General features: G+C 72.0%; 21 protein-coding genes. 10 read left to right on the plus strand and 11 right to left on the minus strand.

Annotation, left to right across the window (positions count from 1 at the left end; genetic code table 11):
* The first annotated feature begins 64 nt into the window (after positions 1-64).
* Positions 65-514 (plus strand): hypothetical protein, encoded by a 450-nt coding sequence (locus AQI70_RS25105; RefSeq protein ID WP_062153834.1) that lies wholly within the window; start codon positions 65-67, stop codon positions 512-514.
* A 16-nt stretch (positions 515-530) separates the two neighbouring features.
* Here AQI70_RS25105 and AQI70_RS25110 read toward each other — a convergent pair whose 3' ends face one another.
* Complete coding sequence (locus AQI70_RS25110) at positions 531-983, minus strand: HIT family protein (protein ID WP_079051464.1); 453 nt, start codon at positions 981-983, stop codon at positions 531-533.
* Between the two features lie 31 nt (positions 984-1,014).
* Between AQI70_RS25110 and AQI70_RS25115 the strand changes: the two genes are divergently transcribed.
* Together AQI70_RS25115 and AQI70_RS25120 are read left to right on the plus strand one after the other, a co-directional pair.
* Positions 1,015-2,490, plus strand: coding sequence for a toll/interleukin-1 receptor domain-containing protein (locus AQI70_RS25115; protein ID WP_062153836.1), 1,476 nt, complete (start codon positions 1,015-1,017; stop codon positions 2,488-2,490).
* A gap of 55 nt (positions 2,491-2,545) precedes the next feature.
* Positions 2,546-2,821, plus strand: coding sequence for a DUF1876 domain-containing protein (locus AQI70_RS25120; protein WP_062154150.1), 276 nt, complete (start codon positions 2,546-2,548; stop codon positions 2,819-2,821).
* A 19-nt stretch (positions 2,822-2,840) separates the two neighbouring features.
* Here the strand turns inward: AQI70_RS25120 and AQI70_RS25125 are convergent, their stop codons facing one another.
* The 6 genes from AQI70_RS25125 to AQI70_RS25150 all read right to left on the minus strand — a co-directional run bounded on the left by AQI70_RS25125 (position 2,841) and on the right by AQI70_RS25150 (position 7,719).
* Complete coding sequence (locus tag AQI70_RS25125; RefSeq protein ID WP_062153838.1) at positions 2,841-4,001, minus strand: serine hydrolase domain-containing protein; 1,161 nt, start codon at positions 3,999-4,001, stop codon at positions 2,841-2,843.
* A gap of 94 nt (positions 4,002-4,095) precedes the next feature.
* The gene (locus AQI70_RS25130) at positions 4,096-4,545 is read right to left on the minus strand and encodes an organic hydroperoxide resistance protein (RefSeq protein WP_062153840.1); all 450 of its coding nucleotides are present in this window, start codon (positions 4,543-4,545) and stop codon (positions 4,096-4,098) included.
* 130 nt (positions 4,546-4,675) lie between these two features.
* Entirely contained in the window at positions 4,676-5,146 is a 471-nt protein-coding gene (locus tag AQI70_RS25135; RefSeq protein WP_062153842.1) for a MarR family winged helix-turn-helix transcriptional regulator, read from the minus strand.
* Positions 5,143-5,910 carry an energy-coupling factor ABC transporter ATP-binding protein gene (locus AQI70_RS25140; protein WP_062153844.1) on the minus strand — a complete coding sequence of 256 codons (768 nt, stop codon included), beginning with the start codon at positions 5,908-5,910 and terminating at the stop codon, positions 5,143-5,145. Before AQI70_RS25140 ends, AQI70_RS25135 begins: the two co-directional genes overlap by 4 nt.
* Positions 5,898-6,659, minus strand: a complete 762-nt coding sequence (gene cbiQ / locus AQI70_RS25145) for a cobalt ECF transporter T component CbiQ (protein ID WP_004000537.1) — start codon at positions 6,657-6,659, stop codon at positions 5,898-5,900. The genes AQI70_RS25140 and cbiQ overlap by 13 nt, the downstream gene beginning before the upstream one ends.
* Before the next feature lies 1 nt (position 6,660).
* The gene (locus AQI70_RS25150; RefSeq protein WP_062153846.1) at positions 6,661-7,719 is read right to left on the minus strand and encodes an energy-coupling factor ABC transporter permease; all 1,059 of its coding nucleotides are present in this window, start codon (positions 7,717-7,719) and stop codon (positions 6,661-6,663) included.
* Between the two features lie 169 nt (positions 7,720-7,888).
* Between AQI70_RS25150 and AQI70_RS25155 the strand changes: the two genes are divergently transcribed.
* On the plus strand, positions 7,889-8,248 hold the full coding sequence (locus AQI70_RS25155; protein WP_062153848.1) for an SsgA family sporulation/cell division regulator: 360 nt from the start codon (positions 7,889-7,891) through the stop codon (positions 8,246-8,248).
* Between the two features lie 3 nt (positions 8,249-8,251).
* Here the strand turns inward: AQI70_RS25155 and AQI70_RS25160 are convergent, their stop codons facing one another.
* The 4 genes from AQI70_RS25160 to AQI70_RS25170 all read right to left on the minus strand — a co-directional run bounded on the left by AQI70_RS25160 (position 8,252) and on the right by AQI70_RS25170 (position 13,872).
* Positions 8,252-9,934 carry a penicillin-binding transpeptidase domain-containing protein gene (locus AQI70_RS25160; protein WP_062153850.1) on the minus strand — a complete coding sequence of 561 codons (1,683 nt, stop codon included), beginning with the start codon at positions 9,932-9,934 and terminating at the stop codon, positions 8,252-8,254.
* A 103-nt stretch (positions 9,935-10,037) separates the two neighbouring features.
* A complete protein-coding gene (locus AQI70_RS25165) occupies positions 10,038-11,672 on the minus strand; it encodes a penicillin-binding transpeptidase domain-containing protein (RefSeq protein ID WP_062153852.1) in 1,635 nt (544 codons plus the stop codon).
* A gap of 197 nt (positions 11,673-11,869) precedes the next feature.
* Positions 11,870-12,091, minus strand: coding sequence for a hypothetical protein (locus AQI70_RS39255; protein WP_159042702.1), 222 nt, complete (start codon positions 12,089-12,091; stop codon positions 11,870-11,872).
* A 38-nt stretch (positions 12,092-12,129) separates the two neighbouring features.
* Positions 12,130-13,872 carry a dolichyl-phosphate-mannose--protein mannosyltransferase gene (locus AQI70_RS25170; protein ID WP_062153854.1) on the minus strand — a complete coding sequence of 581 codons (1,743 nt, stop codon included), beginning with the start codon at positions 13,870-13,872 and terminating at the stop codon, positions 12,130-12,132.
* A 62-nt stretch (positions 13,873-13,934) separates the two neighbouring features.
* Between AQI70_RS25170 and rsmI the strand changes: the two genes are divergently transcribed.
* The 6 genes from rsmI to AQI70_RS25200 all read left to right on the plus strand — a co-directional run bounded on the left by rsmI (position 13,935) and on the right by AQI70_RS25200 (position 19,833).
* Positions 13,935-14,783: a 16S rRNA (cytidine(1402)-2'-O)-methyltransferase gene (gene rsmI, locus AQI70_RS25175; RefSeq protein WP_079051466.1), complete on the plus strand. Its 849-nt coding sequence runs from the start codon at positions 13,935-13,937 to the stop codon at positions 14,781-14,783.
* A 190-nt stretch (positions 14,784-14,973) separates the two neighbouring features.
* Positions 14,974-15,369 carry a hypothetical protein gene (locus AQI70_RS25180; protein WP_062153858.1) on the plus strand — a complete coding sequence of 132 codons (396 nt, stop codon included), beginning with the start codon at positions 14,974-14,976 and terminating at the stop codon, positions 15,367-15,369.
* Between the two features lie 46 nt (positions 15,370-15,415).
* A complete protein-coding gene (locus AQI70_RS25185; protein ID WP_062153861.1) occupies positions 15,416-16,297 on the plus strand; it encodes a TatD family hydrolase in 882 nt (293 codons plus the stop codon).
* A gap of 141 nt (positions 16,298-16,438) precedes the next feature.
* Positions 16,439-17,863 (plus strand): resuscitation-promoting factor, encoded by a 1,425-nt coding sequence (locus AQI70_RS25190; RefSeq protein ID WP_062153862.1) that lies wholly within the window; start codon positions 16,439-16,441, stop codon positions 17,861-17,863.
* Positions 17,864-18,028: 165 nt separating this feature from the next.
* On the plus strand, positions 18,029-18,928 hold the full coding sequence (gene rsmA / locus AQI70_RS25195; protein ID WP_062153864.1) for a 16S rRNA (adenine(1518)-N(6)/adenine(1519)-N(6))-dimethyltransferase RsmA: 900 nt from the start codon (positions 18,029-18,031) through the stop codon (positions 18,926-18,928).
* Positions 18,925-19,833: a 4-(cytidine 5'-diphospho)-2-C-methyl-D-erythritol kinase gene (locus tag AQI70_RS25200; protein ID WP_062153867.1), complete on the plus strand. Its 909-nt coding sequence runs from the start codon at positions 18,925-18,927 to the stop codon at positions 19,831-19,833. Before rsmA ends, AQI70_RS25200 begins: the two co-directional genes overlap by 4 nt.
* Positions 19,834-19,990 lie beyond the last annotated feature (157 nt).

Genomic DNA, 19,990 nt, shown 5'->3' on the forward strand with positions numbered 1-19,990 from the left:
CTACGGCCGTTCCCGCTCTCCCACTACGATCAGGTGAGCGAGAGCACACCGAGGGGGCGGGTCAGTGACGGCGCTGAGCGAGGGGTCGGACACCGGAGTCGGCGGCGGGGCACCGCTGGAGCCCGACCGGATCAAGCATCTGGAGTTCATCCAGGCGACGATCACGCGGCTGGGGACCAACTCCTTCCTGGTGAAGGGCTGGGCGCTGACCCTGGCCGCCGGTCTGCTCGCCCTCTCCGCCAGCCGGCTGAGCTGGCACATCGCGACCGTCGGCGTGCTGCCGCTGCTCTGCTTCTGGTACCTGGACTGCTTCTTCCTGCGCCAGGAGAGGGCCTTCCGCCGGCTCTACGACGACGCCCGGCAGCCCGACAGCACGGTCGAGGTGCTGTCCATGAACGTGCGGCCGTACCTGGCGCAGATGCCCTGGCCGGAGGTCTGGGTGACGCCGACGCTGCTGCTGTTCTACGCGCCCCTGCTGCTCGCCGACCTCGCGCTGCTCGCGCTCGCCCTGTAGGGCCCCGGCCGCGAACTCACCGCCCCGGACGGCCGATCGCCGCGCAGACGCGGGCGGCGAGGGCGTCCGCCGCCGGGTCGTCCTCGTCCCGGAACCCGGCTCCCTTCGGGGGCCAGATGGGACCCATCGGGTCGCCGGGCCGGCGCGGTACGAGATGCACATGGGTGTGGAAGACGGACTGTGAGGCGGCCGCGCCCGCGGAGCTGATGACGTTCATGCCGTCGGGCCGGAGGACCGCGCGCAGCGCGCCGCCCACCAGCAGCACGGTGCGGAAGAGGTGCTGAGCCGCCGTCTCGTCCATCGCCCACAGGTCGGCTGAGTGCGCTCTGGGCACCACGAGGGTGTGCCCCCGGGTCGCGGGCGCCAGCGGGAAGAAGGCGAGGGTGTGCGCGTCCTCGTACACCACGCGCGCCCCGCCGGTGCCGGCGGCGATCTCGCAGAAGGCGCAAGCCTGTTCACGGGCGTCCATGGATCTTCCCTGTCGCTCTAGGGTGTGCGGCGTGGGCGGCATCTTCATCAACTACCGCAGGGGCGATCACGAAGACGTCGTGCGGGAACTGTACGACCGGCTCGAACAGTATTTCGGCGAGGACCAGGTGTTCCGGGATGTCGCGTCCATCGTGCCGGGGCAGCGGTACCCGGACACGCTGCGCGCGCGGGTGGCGGACTGCGAGGTCCTGCTCGTGGTGATCCACGAGGGCTGGACGGACACGCGGGACGAGTCGGGGACACGGCGGCTGGACCGCCCGGACGACTGGGTCCGCCAGGAGATCGAACAGGCCCTGGGCGCCGGCCGGACCGTCATCCCCCTCCTCCTCGACGACGCCGAACCGCCGAAGCCGACCGAACTCCCGTCCGGCGCCCGCGACCTGGCGCACCGCCAGGCCCAACGCCTGCGCGTGCGACGGTTCCGGCACGACCTGAACGAACTGGTCGCCGTACTGGAGTCCCGGGTGGCGCCGACCTGGCGGCCCGTCCCGGCACCACCGCAGCGCGCCGTCCCGGGCGGCGGCAGGTGGCCGACCGCCGGCACGGCGGTGCTCGCGGCCGGAATCCTCCTCGGCGTGCCCGCGATCGACTGGGGCGACGGCTGGGTGACGGCGGACGACCTTCCGTTCCCGCTGTACGCCGCCTCGTGGTCGCTGCTGCTGATGAGCGCGCCCCTGGTGGCGGTCGGCGTGGTCCACGGCCCGCTGTGCCGCCGTATCGACGCCTGGGAGCGCGAACTGCACAAGGTCAAGTACCGGACGTACCTGGGGCAGACCTGGCCGGTCGCCATGGCGGTGGCTCTCGTCTCGGTGATCGGCGGCCTCTCGGCGCAGGGCGAGGCGGGGGCCCTGGCGTCCTGGGGCGTGGTGCTGTGCGCGATGCTCGGCGTGGCTCGCGGGACCGCCACCCTCATCCGGCTCCAGCGGCGGGACAGGGACCTGTGGACGAGGTGGCCGCAGGAGCTTTCCAACCGGGTGTCCCGGCAGGAGCTGCGGCGGGCGGTCGTACGCCTGGAGGTCCGGATGAGCGGGTGGGCGCGACCGCTGTCGCGGGAGCAGCGGGAGAAGGCCGCGTGGGAACTCGCCGAGATCGGCCGTGCGTCGGGGCGGATGGCGCAGGAGGCCGCGCGGGCCCGCATGGGCTGGCTGGTCCAGGACCACCCCGTCCGGCTCGGCTGCTACGTCCTGTGGCTGACGCTGACCGCGGCGCTGTTCCTGGCGGCGGGGCTGGCCTACCGCGCGGCGGGCCTGGGCACGGTGCGGCTCTACGCCGCCATGGCCGGCGCGGTGCTGATCGGCGCCGCGATGTCGCTCGGCACCATGGAGATCTCCTACCGCCGGCAGCGCCGCACACGCACCGAACTGGTACGGGAAGTCGCCGAGCGGACCGGCCTGCTGGCCGGACGGCTGACCTCCCTGAGCTCGCCTGCCCGCACCCGGCCGTCCGCCCCCGCCCCGCGGCCCGAGGAGTTCGCCGAACCCGACTAGTCGGCGACGCCCTGCGAGGCGCACCCTGGAAGCAGAGATTCCGGAGGTGATCGTCATGATGCACACCGCAGTGGGATGGCATGTCGAGCTGGAGTTCCTGGAGGACGACCAGCACACGCGGGCGGTCGCGCTGGTGCGCCTGCCAGACGGCTCCGAGGTTCGGGCCCACGGACACGCCACTCGGCACCACACGGACGCGAATCAGCCAAGGGTCGGTGAGGAGATCGCCGGCGCCCGGGCACTGAACGAGCTGGCGATGCAGCTGCTCACCAAGGCGCACGGCGAGATCGACGCGGCGTCCGGGCGCACCTCGCACCCGATCCACGTGTGAGCCGGTACGCCCGGCCCGCCTAACCGTCGAGGGAGGCTCGCACCGCCCTTATCAGCCCCTGCGCCCTCGGATCCGCCGTCACCGTCTTGCGGAAGCCGTTCGTCACATAGCCGAACGCGATCCCCGCGTCCGGGTCGGCGAAGCCGAGGGCGCCGCCGCGGCCGGGATGGCCGAAGGAGCCCGGGCCCAGCAGGGGGGACGCGGTGCCGTGCAGCATGTAGCCGAGGCCGAAGCGGGTGCCCACGACCAGGACACGGTCCGGGCCCGCCGACTCCTCGGCCCGCGCCAGTTCCACCGTCGCCGGGTCGAAGAGCCGTACGCCGTCGACCTCGCCGATCAGCGCCGCGTAGAAGCGGGCCAGACCGTCGGCCGTCGCGATGCCGTTGGTCGCGGGGAGGGCGGCGGCGCGGTAGGCCGGGTCGTTCTGGTCGGGGAACGGGGTGATGGCGGCGAACGCGCGGCGGGTGAGGGAGTCCGGGTCGTCGTAGGCCGCGGTGACCGAGCGCTTCGGACGCGAGCGCAGCCCGCCCGCCGGCTCGGGCCCCTCGACCCGGCCGGTACGGCCCACCCGGCCCGCCTCCGACTCCGGCAGCCCCAGCCACAGGTCGGCGCCCAGCGGAGCGGCGATCTCGGCCGCGATCCACTCGCCGGCCCACCGCCCGGTCACCCGCCGCACCAGCTCGTCCAGCAGCCACCCGTAGGTCAGCGCGTGATAGCCGTGGTCGGTGCCCGGCTCCCACACGGGGGCCTGCGCGGCCACCGCCTCGGGTCCGCGGTGCGGGTCCAGCGCCTCCTCGGGCGTGAGCGGACGGTCGAGGACCGGCAGCCCGGCGCGGTGGTTCAGCACATGCCGCACCAGCAGCCGCTCCTTGCCGTGCGCCTTGAACTCCGGCCAGTACTCGCCCACCGGCGCGTCCAGGTCCAGCTCCCCGCGCTGGTGCAGCAGCAGGAGTACGGCCGCGGCGACGCCCTTGGTCGCCGAGCGCACGACCTGTGCGGTGCCCCTCAGCCACGGCTGCGTGCCGTCGACGTCCTTCGCGCCGGCCCACAGATCGACGACCCTGCGCCCGTCCCGGTACACGGCGAGGGCCGCGCCGCGCTCCCCGAGCGAGCTGAAGTTCCGTACGAACGCTTCCCTGACCGGCTCGAAGCCCTCGGCCACTGTGCCGTTCACGTCCACGCCCGTACTCCCTCCGCGACTGTCCCGTGCGCCTTCGACAGCCATCCCAACACGGCCGTACGGCCTTGGATTCCGTTGTGTGGCCGACGTCTCGCTAACCGAGCAGGATCGTGACGTCGATGTTGCCGCGGGTCGCGTTGGAGTACGGGCACACCTCGTGCGCCGCGTCCACCAGCTTGGCCGCCAGGTCCGCGTCCAGCACCGGCAGCGAGACGCTGAGGGCGACCGCGAGGCCGTAACCACGGTGCTTGTTGGGGCCGATGCCGACCTTCGCGGCGACCGTGGAGCCGGTGAGGTCGTAGCCCTCGCGGTTGCCGACCAGGATCAGCGCGTTGTGGAAGCAGGAGCTGTAGCCGGCGGCGAAGAGCTGCTCGGGGTTGGTGCCGTTGCCGTCGCCGCCCAGTTCCGGGGGCATCGCGACCTTCAGCTCGATCTGGCCGTCCTGGCTGGTGACATAGCCGTCCCGGCCGCCGTGCGCGGTGGCCTCGGCGACATACATGATCTTCGTCGGACGGGTGTCCGGCGCGGTGCCGTCGGCGGTCATGGCTGGCCCTCCCCCAGAAGCCGTATCAATGTGCGCCTCCGTCACGCGGGCGCACAAGTACATCGTGCACAAGGTACTTGCCGGTAACGAAGCTGCCGTTACCAGGGGGTGGAAACCGCGGGTAACCGGGTCAGCGGGCGCGGTGCGCGGCGGCTTCCGCCCGGTCCGCCAGCCGCCACAACTCCTCGCGCAACCGGGCGACCTCCGGCTCACCGAGCTGCGTCGCCGCGAGCAGCGCGCCGGGCACGCATGCCGCGCGCTCCCGCAGCTCCAGCCCGCGCTCCGTCGGCGCGACGAGCACCGACCGCTCGTCCCGCGCCGACCGCTCACGCCGTACCAGGCCCGTCGCCTCCAGCCGTTTGAGCAGCGGGGAGACGGTGCCGTAGTCCAGCCGCAGCGCCGCCGCCAGCTCCTTCACCGTCGTCTCGCCGCGCTCCCACAGCACCAGCAGGACCAGGTACTGCGGGTAGGTGAGCCCGAACTCGTCGAGGAGCGGGCGGTACGCGGCCGTCACCGCGCGGTGGGCGGCGTACAGCGCGAAGCACAGCTGCTCGTCCAGCAGCGGTGAAGCGCCCTCCTTCGCGGGCTTCTCGTTCGTCACGCGCCCATTGTCACGGAGCGTGGATCGAAGCCGAAGGGCAGCTCCAGGCGGTGGGCCCGCATCAGCCCGTCGTCGGAGAGCAGCTCGCCGGTGGGCCCGTCCGCGGCGATCGTGCCCTCGCTCAGGATCAGGGAGCGCGGGCACAGCTCCAGGGCGTACGGCAGGTCGTGCGTGACCATCAGGACGGTCACGTCCAACGAGCGCAGGATGTCGGCGAGTTCGCGCCGTGAGGCCGGGTCGAGGTTGGAGGACGGCTCGTCCAGCACGAGGATCTCCGGCTCCATCGCCAGCACGGTCGCCACCGCCACCCGGCGCCGCTGGCCGAAGGAGAGGTGGTGCGGGGGGCGGTCCTTGAATTCCTGCATGCCGACCTGCCCCAGAGCACGGTCGACACGCTCCTCCAGGTCGGTCCCCTTGATCCCGGCCGCCGCCGGCCCGAACGCCACGTCCTCGCGCACGGTCGGCATGAAGAGCTGGTCGTCCGGGTCCTGGAAGACGATGCCGACCTTGCGCCGGATCTCGGCCATGTTCTTCCGGTCCACGGGCAGCCCGGCCACCCGCACGCTGCCCACCCCGCCGCTCAGGATGCCGTTGAGGTGCAGCACGAGGGTCGTCTTGCCGGCGCCGTTCGGCCCGAGCAGCGCGACCCGCTCGCCGCGCGCGATGGAGAAGTCCACGCCGAACAGGGCCTGGTGGCCGTCGGGGTAGGCGAAGGCGAGGCCGGAGACCTCCAGGGAAGCGGAAGCAGTGCTCACAGGGTCCATCCCAACACGCAGACGACGAGGGCGGCGAAGGGCAGCGCGAGGGCGTACGACCACTGCGCCCGGGACGCGGTCACCTCGTCGATCACCGGCATCGAACCGGCGTACCCACGGCTGACCATCGCCAGATGCACGCGCTCGCCGCGCTCGTAGGACCGGATGAACAGCGCCCCCGCCGACTTGGCGAGCACGCCCCAGTGCCGGACGCCCTTCGCCTCGAAGCCGCGCGACTCACGGGCGATGCGCATCCGCCGCATCTCGTCGGTGATGACATCGCCGTACCGGATCATGAAGGACGCGATCTGCACGAGGAGCGGCGGCAGCTTCAACCGCTGGAGGCCGAGCAGCAGTTCACGCAGCTCGGTGGTGGAGGCGAGGAGGACGGAGGCGGCGACGCCGAGGGTGCCCTTGGCGAGCACGTTCCAGGCGCCCCACAGCCCGTTGACGCTCAGCGACATGCCCAGCACCTCGACCCGCTCGCCCTCCGCCACGAACGGCATCAGCACGGCGAACGCCACGAACGGCACCTCGATCAGCAGCCGCTTGAGCAGAAAGCCGGCGGGCACGCGCGCGGCGTACGCGACGAGCGCGAGCAGCACGGCGTACAGCCCGAACGCCCACATCGCCGCCCGCGGCGTCGACACCACGACCACCACGAACGCGAACGTGGCGGCGAGCTTGGCGTGCGGGGGCAGGGCGTGCACGGGCGAGTGCCCGTGCCGGTAGAGCCTGTGCGCGTGCCCGGCGCCCATGTCAGACGCCGGCGCTCGTGGGCGAGGTGTCGGCCCCCTCGTCCGTACGACGCCTGCGCACCGCCCAGAAGACCGCGCTGCCCGCGACGACCGTGACACCGACGCCGATCACGCCGGCGAGGCCGCCGGACAGACGGGCGTTGTCGATGTCCTTGACGCCGTAGTCGGCGAGCGGGGAGTCGGCGGTGGCGTGCTCCTCGGCGGACTCGGCGAAGCCCTTGTCCTCGGCGACCTTCTCCAGACCGTCGGGGCTGGCGGAGGCGTAGAAGCTGACGAACCCGGCGAGGACGAGGGAGGTGACCAGGCCGCCGATCCACAGGGTGCGGCGGGAGGCGCGGGCCGCGGCAGGCTGCCCGGCCGCGGGCGCCGGAGCGTCGACGAGTTCGTCGCCGACCCGCAGTTTCAGCGGCCGGCGCAGATCACGTGCGCCGTACACGAGGTCCGGCCGTACGGCGATGACGGCGCCGACCGTCAGCGCGGTGATCGCCGCCTCGCCGATGCCGATCAGCAGGTGGACGCCGACCATGGCGGTGGCGACCTTGCCGATCGACACGTCGGTGGTGCCGCCGATCCAGAACAGGAACGTGAACGCGAGCGCCGCGGCCGGCACCGACACGAGCGCGGCGACGAAGGAGGCGGCGGTGATCGACCCCCGCGTCCTCGGCAGGACCTTCACCAGGAGACGGAAGACGGCGTAGGCGACGACGACGCCGACGACCGCCATGTTGGTGATGTTCACGCCGAGCGCGGTGAGGCCGCCGTCCGCGAAGAGGACACCCTGCATGAGCAGGACGACGGAGATGCACAGCGCGCCGGTGTAGGGGCCCACGAGGATCGCGGCCAGGGCGCCGCCGAGCAGATGTCCGCTGGTCCCGGCCGCGACCGGGAAGTTCAGCATCTGTACCGCGAAGATGAACGCGGCGACCAGACCCGCCAGCGGCGCCGTCCGCTCGTCGAGCTCACGGCGCGCGCCGCGCAGGCTCACGGCGACGGCGGCCGCGGCGGCCACTCCGGTCGCGACCGAGGTGGGGGCGTCTATGAATCCGTCAGGTACGTGCACCGTTCGATGATAGTGGCTTAATGCGAACGGCTTGCAAGAGCGAGGAGCTTGTGTATCGCACAGGTGAGATACGCCGGTCCCGGGCGGCGCTTTCCGGAAGATATGCGACATTGGAGGGGGAGCGGAGGCACAGCTTTCGCATAGGTCACGCAGCGTAAGGGGCCTGCCGATGTCTGCAGTCGAACAGTACGCGCGAGCCCATATCGTCACGGACGCGGACATCCTGGCGGAGGAGCAGGACGCCGTGCCGGTCATCCTGCGCTACGACCCCGAGATCGACCCCCGCTCGGTGCGGGTGCGGTTGCCCGGCCGTGAGGCACACGAGTGGACGTTCTCGCGTTCCCTGCTGGAGCAGGGGCTGCGCGCCCCCGCGGGGAGCGGAGAGATACGGGTGTGGCCGTGCGGACGGGTGCAGGCCGTGGTGGAGTTCCACTCCGCGCAGGGGGTGTCGGTCGTGCAGTTCGAGACGAAGGCCTTGATGAGGTTCCTGCGGCGGACGTATCTGGCCGCCGCACCCGCGCGGCGCTGAGACTCAGCCGCCCGTCTTCAGCAGCGCCGCCACGATCGGCCCCGCCGTCTCCCCACCGTGGCCGGCCGCCTGGACCACACCGGCCGCCGCCAGGTCGCCCCGGTACGCGGTGAACCAGCCGTTCGGCTTCTTCTGGCCGTCGACCTCCGCCGAGCCGGTCTTCGCGCCGACGTCACCGGTGACCCCGGACATCGCCTCGGCCGCCGTACCGTAGGCCGCCGTGTAGGCCATCAGTTCCCGCAGCTGCGACAGCGTGGCCGTGGACATGGTGCGGGACGCCGTCGCCGGCTGCCGGCCGTCCACCTCCGGCGAGACCAGGTACGGCTGCTTGAAGATGCCCTCCTTGACCGTCGCCGAGACCGACGCCATGTTCAGCGGGTTCATCCGCACCCCGCCCTGGCCGATGAGCGAGGCCGCCATCTGGGCCTGCGACTGGACCGGGACGGAGCCGTCGAAGGTGGGGACGCCGACGGACCAGTTGTTCAGGGAGAGCCCGAAGACCTGCTGGGCCTGCTTGGTCAGGCTGTCGTTGTCCAGCTCGGGGGCCTGGCTGATGAAGGCCGTGTTGCAGGAGCGGGCGAAGCTCGCCTTGAACGTGCCGTCCTTGATCTCGAACTTGTCGTCGTTCTGGAACTTCCACCCGCCGTAGGTGAAGTACTTCGGGCAAGGGTGCTGCTTGTCCGCCGACGCCAGGCCCTTCTCGATCAGCAGCGAGGAGGTGATGACCTTCATCGTGGAGCCGGGCGCGAGGGAACCCTGGAAGGCGGTGTTGAAGCCCTTCGAGGAGTTGGCGACCGCAAGGATCTCGCCCGTCGACGGACGCAGCACGACCACCGACGCCCTCGACCTGGCGGCCACCTGCTTCTCCGCCACCGCCTGCAGCGTCGGGCTCAGCGTCGTCTTCAGCGTGCCCGATGTGCCCTTGCTCAGCTCCAGCAGGGTCTTGTCGGACAGCTCGGCCTTCCTGGACTGCTCGCCCCGGACCACCTGGAGCTCGACGCCCGCCTTGCCGCCGGCCTTCTCGCCGTACTTCTCGCGCAGCCCGTCCAGGACCGAGCCCAGCGACGGGTACTCGGCCTCGGTCAGGTCGCCGCCGTCCCGGTCGAGCGCCTTGACCGGCGGGGTGCCGGACTCACCGGTGACGAGCCTGTCGCCGTCCTTCAGGTCGGGGTGGACGACCGCGGAGTGCCACTCGACGAGCGGCTTGCCGTCCTCGGCCCGCCGGACGACGGTCAGCGCGCTGTCGTACGCGAGCGGCTTGCTGATGCCCTTGTAGGACACCGTGGCCGTCACGGAGAAGGGGACCTTGTCGCCGGTGCGGGTACCGGCGGTGAGGGTGACGTCCTTGATGTGGGCGTCCTTGGTGTAGCCGGTCAGCAGGGTCCGGGCGGCCTTCGCGTCGTCCGTGGCGGTGGCCGCCTCGGACACCTTGCCCTGCTGCCAGGCGGTGAGGAACGTCTCGGCCGCGGAGGTGACCTCCTTGGCCGACAGCGGGCCGGTCCTGACCTTCTTCGCCTTGTCGTCGGCGGAGGAGGCCGCCGTCTGCGTACGGTCCTCGGCCGCCGCTCCGCCGCCGTACAGGGTGTAGACGCCGAAGCCGGCGCCGCCGATGACCACGGCGATCATCCCGCCGAGCACGGCGGGGTTGGTCTTCCGTCGCTCGGCGACGCGCTTTCTGTTGCCCACTGCTTTCCGTTCCCTCGCGAAATCCCAGGGGTCCCCGCCGCCCCGCTGCCCTCACGCATAACGACGACGCCCACCCTAGAGTCCCGTCCTGTGGAGGGTGAGTTCAGCCGGACGCCCGTAGCACGTCTGCGACAATCGGCCCCGCCGCGTCGCCGCCGTGGCCGCCTCCCTGGGACATGGCAGCGGCCGCCACATCATTGCGGAAGCCGGTGAACCAGCTGTCGGAGGTCTTCTGTCCGTCGACCTCGGCGGACCCGGTCTTGGCGCCGATGTCGCCGGTGAGCCCGGCCATGGCGCGGGTGGCGGTGCCCTGGGGCTGGGTCGCGGTCAGCCGCATCATCTGCTTCAGCTGGGCGGCGGTGCTCGACCGCAGCCCCTGGGCGGTGGCCAGTTCCCGGTCGTCGAGGTCGGGCGAGACCAGATACGGCTGCCGGAACTGACCCGTGATCGCCGTGGCCGTCACCGAGGCCATGTTCAGCGGGTTCATCTGGACATCGCCCTGGCCGATGGCGTTGGCCGCGCGGTTGGGGCCGCCGGAGGCCGGGACGCTGCCGTCGAAGGAGGTGATGCCGGTCTTCCAGTTGTCCCCGCCCAGTCCGAACCGCTCCTCCGACTCGGCCGTGAGCGAGGCGTCCGAGAGCGGATCCTCGTCCACGAGCTTGATGAAGGCCGTGTTGCAGGAGCGCATGAAGCCGTTAGCGAGGGTGGCGCTCGCGGTCTCGTTCGGTTCCAGGCCCGGGAGGTTCCGGAAGGTCTGGCTCTGCCAGGTGGCGGTCGGCGGGCAGGGGGCGGGGCCGTTCATCGAGGTCACGCCGTTGTCGATGAGCATCGCCGCGGTGATGATCTTCATCGTGGAGCCCGGGGCGACCTTGCCCTCGAAGGCCGCGTTCCAGGTGTCGTCGCGGTGGTTCGCCACCGCCAGCACCTCGCCGGTGCTCGGCTTGAGGGCCACCACCGAGGACTGGGCGTACCGCTTCACCGCCTTCTCGGCCGCCGCCTGCACGCCCGCGCTGAGCGTGGTCTCCAGCTTGCCGGGCCGGCCCTCGGAGAGGGTCAGCAGCGAGGTGTCCGGCGACTCGTCGGCGTGCCGTACCGCCAGCTCGATGCCGGGCTCGCCGCCCGCCTTGGCGCCGTACTTCTCGCGCAGCCGGTCCAGGATCGGGCCGAGGGAGGGGTACTTCTCCTTCGTCAGCACGGTGCCGTCGCGGTCGACGGCCTCGATGGGCGGGCTCGCGGCCTCGCCGGTGACGAGGGTGTCGCCCTTCTTCAGCTGCGGGTGGAGCACGGTCGGCCGCCAGTCGACCAGGGCCCGCCCGGTGGTGAGCCCGCGCACCACCGTCAGCCTGCTCTCGTAGCTGAGCGCCTTGGACTTGCCGCCGTAGGACACCTTGGCGTCGACCTTGAAGGGCACGGTGGCGCCCTTGGCCGTGCCGGGCGTGATCTTCACGCCGGTGATGTGCGCCTGCTCGCGGTAGGACGTCAGCACCGACACGGCGGCCGCGTCGTTGTTCGTGTACGCCGCCGCCCGCGCCGACTCCCCCTTCTCCCAGGCCGCGAAGAACTTCTGCGTGGTCTCCTCGACCTCGTCACCGCTCGGCGGCCCGCTCTTCGGTGACGCCGCCCCCGTCGCCCCACCGCCGTTCAGCGCGGACACGATGTTGTACGCGCCGTACCCGGCACCGCCCACCATCACGGCGAACACGCCGCCTATGACGGCGACCTTGACCCCCTTGGACATGCGTCCCCTCCCCGTTTCGTCTCCCGCACTGTAAGTGGCATGAGGGAAACCTGTGGAAGGTGTTTTCTTTTTGTTGGCGGTTTGTGGGTGTGGGAGTGGCCGAGGAGTGCCCGCGGAGGCGATCGGACATGACTGAGCGCTGTGACCGGCCCGACCGGCCGGCCACAGCGCTCAGCGGAAGACGCCCCTCACACCCCTCAGAGGACGCCGAAGGGGTTGATGCCGAGGAGGGCGCTGGTGGGAGCCGCCACCGCCAAGGGGATGACCCCGGGCGGGTAGGCGCCCGCGTACGGGTACACCAGGTACTGCGTGCGCTGGGGAGTCGCGTCGCGGGCGTCGGCGGCGGCGACGGTGGAGGCCGACATGACCGCCGCACCGGCGAGGGCGATGACAGCAAGTGTCCGTTTAGTCAGGTTCATACCTGAATGAACGATCACTGACTCCACCTGTTACGCAGCTAGACCCAGGTGTCCAGCCACATCCGCGACCGCCACTGGTCGATGGGGATCGCCGTGCCCGTGTAGATCGGCCAGAAGTAGATGAAGTTCCAGGCGATCAGCAGCACCAGCACACCCGCGCCCGTGGCCCCCGCCACCCTGCGGGTGTCGCCGGCGCGCGGTGGGCCGATGATCGCGCCGAGGAACATGGCCACGGCCAGGCAGAGGAAGGGCAGGAAGACGATGGCGTAGAAGAAGAAGATCGTGCGCTCCTGGTACAGGAACCAGGGCAGATAGCCGGCCGCCACACCGCAGGCGATGGCCCCGGCCCGCCAGTCGCGGCGGAAGAACCAGCGCCACAGGACGTACAGGACCGCGAAGGCGGCCACCCACCACAGCAGCGGTGTGCCGATCGCCAGCACCTCGCGCGCGCACTTCTCGCCCGCGTCGACGGGGCAGCCGTCCTTGCCGGGCAGGGGCGACTCGTAGAAGTACGACACCGGGCGGCCGTCGACGATCCAGCTCCACGGGTTGGACTGGTAGGTGTGCGGGGAGGACAGGCCGACGTGGAACTCGTACACCTGGTGCTCGTAGTGCCACAGGCTGAGCCACCAGTCGGGGAACAGCCAGGACCAGTCACTGCTGCGGCCGTCGGCGGTCGCCCAGTTGCGGTAGTAGCCGCCGGTGCCGTCCGTGGGGGAGAGGATCCAGCCGGTCCAGGACGCGAGGTAGGTGACGATCGCCACCGGCACGGTCGCCAGGAAGGCGAGGCCCAGGTCGTGCTTGACCACCGCCGCGTACGGGCGGGAGGCGCCGGCGACCTTGCGGGCGCCGACGTCCCAGAGCACCGTCATCAGGCCGAAGGCGACCAGGAAGTACAGGCCGTTCCACTTGGTGCCGATGGCCAGGCCCAGCATCAGGCCGGCCAGCCAGCGCCAGGGGCGCCATCCGAGGGGCAGGGTGTCGCCGATGTGCGCGTCGGGGCGGACCCGGCCGTCGGGGTCGGCCGGCAGCGCGGCGGCGAGTTTCGCCCGCGCCCGGTCCCGGTCGATCACCAGGCAGCCGAACGCGGCCAGCACGAAGAACATCAGCACCCCGTCGAGCAGCGAGGTGCGGGCCATCACGAAGGCCAGCCCGTCCACCGCCATCAGCGTGCCCGCGAGACAGCCGAGGAAGGTGGAGCGGAAGATGCGGCGGCCGATGCGGCACAGCATCAGGACCGCGAGCGTGCCGAGCAGCGCCGTCATGAACCGCCAGCCGAACGGGTTGAACCCGAACATCAGCTCGCCGAGCCCGATGACGTACTTGCCGACCGGCGGATGCACGACGTACGCCGCGTCCGTCGGGATCTGGACCTGGTCGCCCAGCTTCAGGACCAGATCGTTGGCGTTCTTGTCCCAGCTGACCTCGAAGCCGCGGTGGACGAGCGCCCAGGCGTCCTTGGCGTAGTACGTCTCGTCGAATATCACCGCCTTCGGGCTGCCCAGGTTCCAGAACCGCAGCACCCCCGCCAGCAGCGTCACCAGCAGCGGCCCGCCCCAGCCCGACCAGCGCGTGATCCGCTCGGCGAGCGGGCGCGAGACGCCGAGGAACTGCCACATCCGCGGGCTGGGCCGGACGTACGGCGGCACGAGCCGGTCGCGTACGTCGCTTCCGGCCGCCGCCGTGTAGCCGAATCGGCGCAGCCGCTGCTGCCACGACGGCCGCTGCTCCTGCGGTGCCTGGTCCTGCCGGGTGTCCATGGAGGACGCGGTACTGGTCACCGCGCCATCGTAGGGAACACGTCTGTGGGAGTCCCGTGGATGCGCCCTGCGAGGATGGAAACGTGACAGGAACCCTTGTTTTGGCAGGCACCCCCATCGGCGACAGCGCGGACGCCCCGCCCCGGCTCGCCGAGGAACTGGCCGGTGCGGACGTCGTCGCCGCCGAGGACACCCGCAGGCTGCGGCGGTTGACGCAGGCGCTCGGGGTGACGCCCAGAGGGCGGATCGTGTCCTACTTCGAGGGCAACGAGTCGGCGCGGACGCCGGAGCTGGTGGCGGAGCTGCTCGGGGGCGCGCGGGTGCTGCTGGTGACGGACGCCGGGATGCCGTCCGTGTCCGACCCCGGGTACCGCCTGGTCGCCGCGGCTGTCGAGAAGGACATCCGGGTCACGGCCGTACCCGGCCCGTCCGCCGTGCTCACCGCGCTCGCGCTGTCCGGGCTGCCCGTCGACCGGTTCTGCTTCGAGGGGTTCCTGCCGCGGAAGGCCGGGGAGCGGCTGTCGCGGCTGCGGGAGGTCGCCGAGGAGCGGCGCACGCTCGTCTACTTCGAGGCACCGCACCGCCTCGACGACACGCTCGCCGCGATGGCCGAGGTGTTCGGCGCCGAGCGGCGGGCCGCCGTGTGCCGGGAGCTGACCAAGACGTACGAGGAGGTCAGGCGCGGCGGGCTCGGTGAGCTGGCCGCCTGGGCGGCCGAGGGGGTGCGCGGGGAGATCACCGTCGTGGTCGAGGGGGCGCCCGAGAAGGGGGCCGAGGAGATCGGCGCCGAGGAGCTCGTGCGGCGGGTGCGGGTGCGGGAGGAGGCGGGGGAGCGGCGCAAGGAGGCGATCGCTGCGGTGGCGGCGGCGGCCGGGGTGCCGAAGAGAGAGGTCTTCGACGCGGTGGTGGCCGCGAAGAACGCGGGGGCGTGAAGTGCCGTGTGAGCAGGGTGTATCTCGGCTGAGCGGGCGCCCCATGGCCGGGTAAAGCCGAGCGGCCGTTGCGGCAAGGAACGTTCAAATGGGCCCAAACACTCGACAGGTCACGTGCGTCGGCCCCGGCCGCGGAGTCCACTGGACGACGGGACGCAACCCGTTCCACCAGCGGACCACAGGAGCTGGCATGAGTGAGAACGCCAAGCAGAGCACCGGCCTTCGCAGCGCCGCGACCGCCGTCGTCCACGAGTCGTATTCCTTCGCCTGCATGCGGTGCGGGCACGGCTGGGAACAGTCGTACGAGATAGAGCACCACACCGACGGCGAGGGCCGTGAGTTCGTGATGTACGTGGCGGACGGCCAGGTGGTTCCGTCCCCGTTGAGCCGGCCCATGTGCCAGAACTGCGGCGGCCACATCGTGCGGATCATGCGTCCCGGGCAGGTGTCCTCCGTGCAGAACTCCCTGCACCGCCCCCGCCCCATCCCCAGCCAGCGCGAGCCGGAGCCGACGACGGCAGAGCCCCGCGACCACCACTGGCATCTCTCCGACCTCCTGCACGTCTTCCACCGCAAGGCGAGCTGAGCCGAGCGCCGGCTGAGCGGGCATGCCCCTTTCGTAGGATCGGGGCATGCCTTCGAACGCCTCCGACAAGCACGCGGCCCCGCCCCTCCCGGAACCGCTCCGGGCGCCGGTCGCCGACTCCCACACCCACCTCGACATGCAGTCCGGCACGGTGGAGGAGGCGCTCGCGAAGGCGGCGTCGGTGGGGGTGACCACGGTCGTGCAGGTGGGCTGCGACGTACGCGGCTCGCAGTGGGCGGCCGAGACGGCGGCGCGCTACGACGCCGTGCACGCGACCGTCGCGCTGCACCCGAACGAGGCCCCGCGGATCGTGCACGGGGACCCCGACGGCTGGTCGCGGCAGGGCGCGCGGGAGCCGGGCGGCGCGCGGGCGCTGGACGAGGCGCTCGCCGAGATCGACCGGCTGGCCGCGCTGCCCCAGGTCAAGGGCGTCGGCGAGACCGGCCTCGACTACTTCCGCACCGGGCCCGAGGGCAAGGAGGCACAGGAGGCGTCCTTCCGCGCCCACATCGAGATCGCCAAACGGCACGGCAAGGCCCTCGTCATCCACGACCGCGACGCCCACGCGGACGTCCTGCGCGTCCTGAAGGAGGAGGGGGCGCCCGAGCGGACGGTGTTCCACTGCTACTCGGGGGACGCCGAGATGGCCCGGGTGTGCGCCGCCGCCGGCTACTACATGTCCTTCGCCGGCAACGTCACCTTCAAGAACGCCCAGAACCTGCGGGACGCGGTGGCCGTGGCCCCGCTGGAGCTGCTCCTGGTGGAGACCGACGCCCCCTTCCTCACGCCGGTCCCGTACCGCGGACGGCCCAACGCCCCGTATCTCATTCCGGTCACGGTGCGTGCCATGGCCGCCGTGCGCGGCATCGACGAGGACACGCTGGCGGCGGCCCTCGGGTCGAACACGGCACGTGCCTTCGGTTACTGACGGATAACCGCCGGATAACGCTCGCCGGGTTCCCCTCACTCCGTTTCGACACGCTGAGTAATCGGGTGACTTTGGAGAGTAATCACCGCTCCGCTAGGTTCTGTGGGCCCGAAACGGACCCCTCCGCTGGAGCGTGTCGTCGTGAGCAACGCGCAGTTCGAGACATATGGCCCGAGTCGGGCCCACGAGCCCCCGGAGTACGGCGGCTTCGACCCGTACAGCGCAAAGACGCTGGGCTACGGGGTGCCGGGGGCGTACGACACACGCTCCGGGCTGTACGAGACGCGGACGGAGACGTACGAGACGCGCACGAACACATATGCGACGGGCACGTACGGGACCGGCCGGGAGGCATACGAGGACACCTACCGGCCCGCGTACGAGGTGGCCGAAGGGGCGCGCCGGCCCGGCGGGCGCTCCGGAGCCCGGCGGCGGGCCGCGCCCCGGCACAAGGCGCGGTCCGCCGAGCGGGCGGACGGGCCCATGCGCCGGCTCGTCCCGCAGGCGCTGGTCGTCGCGTTCCTCGCGGGCGGAACGACCGCCTTCGTCGCGAAGGACAAGGCGGTCGAGCTGAGCGTCGACGGCAAGCAGCGCACCCTGCACACCTTCGCGGACGACGTCACGGAACTGCTGGCCGAGGAGGGCGTCGAGGTGGGGGCGCACGATGTGGTGGCGCCCGCCCCGGGCGCGGTGCTCAGCAACGGTGACGAGGTCGCCGTGCGCTACGGGCGGCCCGTACGGCTCACGCTCGACGGTCAGCGACGCCAGGTGTGGACGACGGCGCACACGGTGGAGGCCGCGCTCAAGCAGCTGGGGGTGCGGGCGGAGGGGGCGTATCTGTCGACGGCGCGCTCCCGGCGCATCGGGCGCGAAGGCCTCGCTCTGGACGTGCGCACCGAGCGCACGGTGACGATCATGGCGGACGGCCTGGCCCGCACCATCCGAACGAACGCGGCGACCGTGCGCGAAGTCGTGGAACAGGCCGGTATCACCCTGCACGGACAGGACACCACGTCCGTCGAGCCCGAGAGCTTCCCGCGGGACGGTCAGACCATCACGGTCCTCAGGATCACCGGCAGGAAGGAGATCCGCGACGAGGCGATCCCGTTCGCGGTGGAGCGGGTCGACGATCCCTCGGTCTTCCGGGGCACGGAGGTCGTCGAGCGGGCGGGGCAGCCCGGCCTGCGGCGGATCACGTACTCGCTGCGCACGGTCAACGGTGTCCGGCAGAAGCCGCGGCGGATCAAGTCCGAGGTGGTGCGGGAGCCGCAGACCCAGGTGGTGAAGGTGGGCACGAAGCCGCTGCCGACGTCCGTGCGCGGTGCGGATCACCTGAACTGGCAGGGGCTGGCCGCGTGCGAGTCCGGGGGGCAGCCGGACGCGGTGGACTCCTCGGGGACGTACGGGGGGCTGTACCAGTTCGACGCGCAGACCTGGCGGAGCCTCGGGGGGAAGGGCCGGCCGCAGGATGCTCCGGCGGCGGAGCAGACGATGCGCGCGAAGAAGCTGTTCGTGCGGCAGGGGGCCAGCCCCTGGCCGCACTGCGGGGCGCGGTTGCACGGGTGACCCCGGCCGCTCGCTCGCCCGGCGTCGGTGCCGACGCCGGGGCGGTGCGCAGCCCGGCGGCACGGGGGTGTGTCCTGGCCGCGGGACGGGAGCCGACCCGGCGGCGCGACCAGCGGCAGGCCACGGCTGCACGGCGGGGTCCTGCCGCCCCGTACCCTTGTCGCCGTGAGCAGCAGCCCCACCCCCGACGCCCTTCTGGGCCCCGCCGACGTCCGAGAACTCGCGGCCGCCCTGGGCGTACGCCCCACCAAACAGCGCGGCCAGAACTTCGTGATCGACGCGAACACGGTCCGCCGTATCGTCCGCACCGCGGAGGTCCGCCCCGACGACGTGGTCGTCGAGGTCGGTCCGGGGCTCGGCTCCCTGACCCTGGCCCTGCTGGAGGTCGCCGACCGCGTCACCGCCGTCGAGATCGACGACGTGCTGGCCGCCGCGCTCCCCGCCACCATCGCGGCCCGCATGCCCGAGCGCGCCGACCGTTTCGCGCTGGTGCACTCCGACGCGATGCAGGTCGCCGAGCTGCCGGGCCCGCCGCCCACGGCCCTCGTCGCCAACCTCCCCTACAACGTGGCCGTCCCGGTCCTCCTGCACATGCTGGAGACCTTCCCGAGCATCGAACGCACCCTGGTCATGGTGCAGTCGGAGGTCGCCGACCGCCTGGCCGCCGGACCCGGCTCCAAGGTGTACGGCGTGCCGTCCGTGAAGGCCAACTGGTACGCCGAGGTCAAGCGGGCCGGTGCCATCGGGCGCAACGTCTTCTGGCCGGCGCCGAACGTCGACAGCGGACTGGTGTCCCTGACCCGGCGCGCCGAGCCGATCAAGACCACCGCCTCCAGGCGCGAGGTGTTCGCCGTCGTCGACGCCGCCTTCGCCCAGCGCCGCAAGACGCTGCGGGCCGCGCTCGCCGGGTGGGCGGGCTCGGCGGCGGCCGCCGAGGCGGCGCTCGTCGCGGCCGGGGTCTCGCCGCAGGCGCGCGGAGAGGCCCTGACCGTCGAGGAGTTCGTGCGTATCGCGGAGCACAAGCAGCACCGCAGGGAAGACGACAAGGAGTCGGGTCAGCAGTGAGCGTCACCGTCCGCGTCCCCGCCAAGGTCAATGTCCAGCTCGCGGTGGGCGCCGCCCGCCCCGACGGCTTCCATGACCTCGCCAATGTCTTTCTCGCCGTGGGCCTGTACGACGAGGTCACCGTGACCCCGGCCGACGAGCTGCGCGTGACCTGCGAGGGGCCGGACGCCGACCAGGTCCCGCTCGACGTCACGAACCTGGCGGCGCGGGCGGCGATCGCTCTCGCCGAGCGCCGTGGGATCGACCCCGCCGTCCACCTCCACATCGCCAAGGACATCCCGGTCGCCGGCGGCATGGCGGGCGGCAGCGCGGACGGCGCGGGCGCGCTCCTCGCCTGCGACGCGCTGTGGGGCGCGAACGCCTCCCGCGAGGAACTCCTCGATATCTGCGCCCAGTTGGGCAGCGACGTGCCGTTCAGCCTGGTCGGCGGGGCGGCCCTCGGCACCGGGCGGGGCGAGAAGCTGCGGGCGCTGGAGGTGGGCGGCACCTTCCACTGGGTGTTCGCGATGGCCGGCCGCGGGCTGTCGACGCCCGCCGTCTTCCGGGAGTTCGACCGGCTCGGCGAGGGCGCGGACATCCCCGCGCCCGTCGCCTCCGAGCCGCTCCTCGACGCCCTCGCGAAGGGCGACCCCGACGCGCTCGCCGCCGCCGTCTCCAACGACCTCCAGCCTGCCGCCCTCTCCCTCTTCCCGGAGCTCGCCGACACCCTCGCCGCCGGCCGTGCCGCGGGCGCGCTCACGGCGCTCGTCTCCGGCTCGGGGCCGACCACCGCGTTCCTCGCCCGCGACGCCGAGTCGGCGGCGGCGGTGGCCGAGACGCTGCGGTCGTCCGGCATGTGTCGCGCGGTGCGCACGGCGTCGGGGCCCGCGCCGGGGGCCACTGTCGTGCGTGCCGCCGGAGCGTGACGCCGTACTCACAAGTAGGCGTTCTTCGCTCGATCTCCACACGGAAGTACTGCACCGGCAGTACGCGGGGGACAGGTGGGGCGGTTAGGGTCGGTTGACGTTTCAAGCGTCGGCCCGGGCGTTGAGCCCGTGTGCGCCGACGCCCGTCACATGCACT

It is taken from the genome of Streptomyces curacoi (genome assembly GCF_001513975.1).
In the GTDB taxonomy this organism is placed as follows: domain Bacteria; phylum Actinomycetota; class Actinomycetes; order Streptomycetales; family Streptomycetaceae; genus Streptomyces; species Streptomyces curacoi.

What these genes read in the sequence shown, in the direction of transcription:
- AQI70_RS25110 (WP_079051464.1), bottom strand. Translation starts at nt 983, where the DNA reads ATGGACGCCCGTGAACAGGCTTGCGCCTTCTGCGAGATCGCCGCCGGC.
- AQI70_RS25120 (WP_062154150.1), top strand. Translation starts at nt 2,546, where the DNA reads ATGATGCACACCGCAGTGGGATGGCATGTCGAGCTGGAGTTCCTGGAG.
- AQI70_RS25130 (WP_062153840.1), bottom strand. Translation starts at nt 4,545, where the DNA reads ATGACCGCCGACGGCACCGCGCCGGACACCCGTCCGACGAAGATCATG.
- AQI70_RS25140 (WP_062153844.1), bottom strand. Translation starts at nt 5,910, where the DNA reads ATGGACCCTGTGAGCACTGCTTCCGCTTCCCTGGAGGTCTCCGGCCTC.
- cbiQ (WP_004000537.1), bottom strand. Translation starts at nt 6,659, where the DNA reads ATGGGCGCCGGGCACGCGCACAGGCTCTACCGGCACGGGCACTCGCCC.
- AQI70_RS25155 (WP_062153848.1), top strand. Translation starts at nt 7,889, where the DNA reads ATGTCTGCAGTCGAACAGTACGCGCGAGCCCATATCGTCACGGACGCG.
- AQI70_RS25165 (WP_062153852.1), bottom strand. Translation starts at nt 11,672, where the DNA reads ATGTCCAAGGGGGTCAAGGTCGCCGTCATAGGCGGCGTGTTCGCCGTG.
- AQI70_RS39255 (WP_159042702.1), bottom strand. Translation starts at nt 12,091, where the DNA reads ATGAACCTGACTAAACGGACACTTGCTGTCATCGCCCTCGCCGGTGCG.
- AQI70_RS25180 (WP_062153858.1), top strand. Translation starts at nt 14,974, where the DNA reads ATGAGTGAGAACGCCAAGCAGAGCACCGGCCTTCGCAGCGCCGCGACC.
- AQI70_RS25185 (WP_062153861.1), top strand. Translation starts at nt 15,416, where the DNA reads ATGCCTTCGAACGCCTCCGACAAGCACGCGGCCCCGCCCCTCCCGGAA.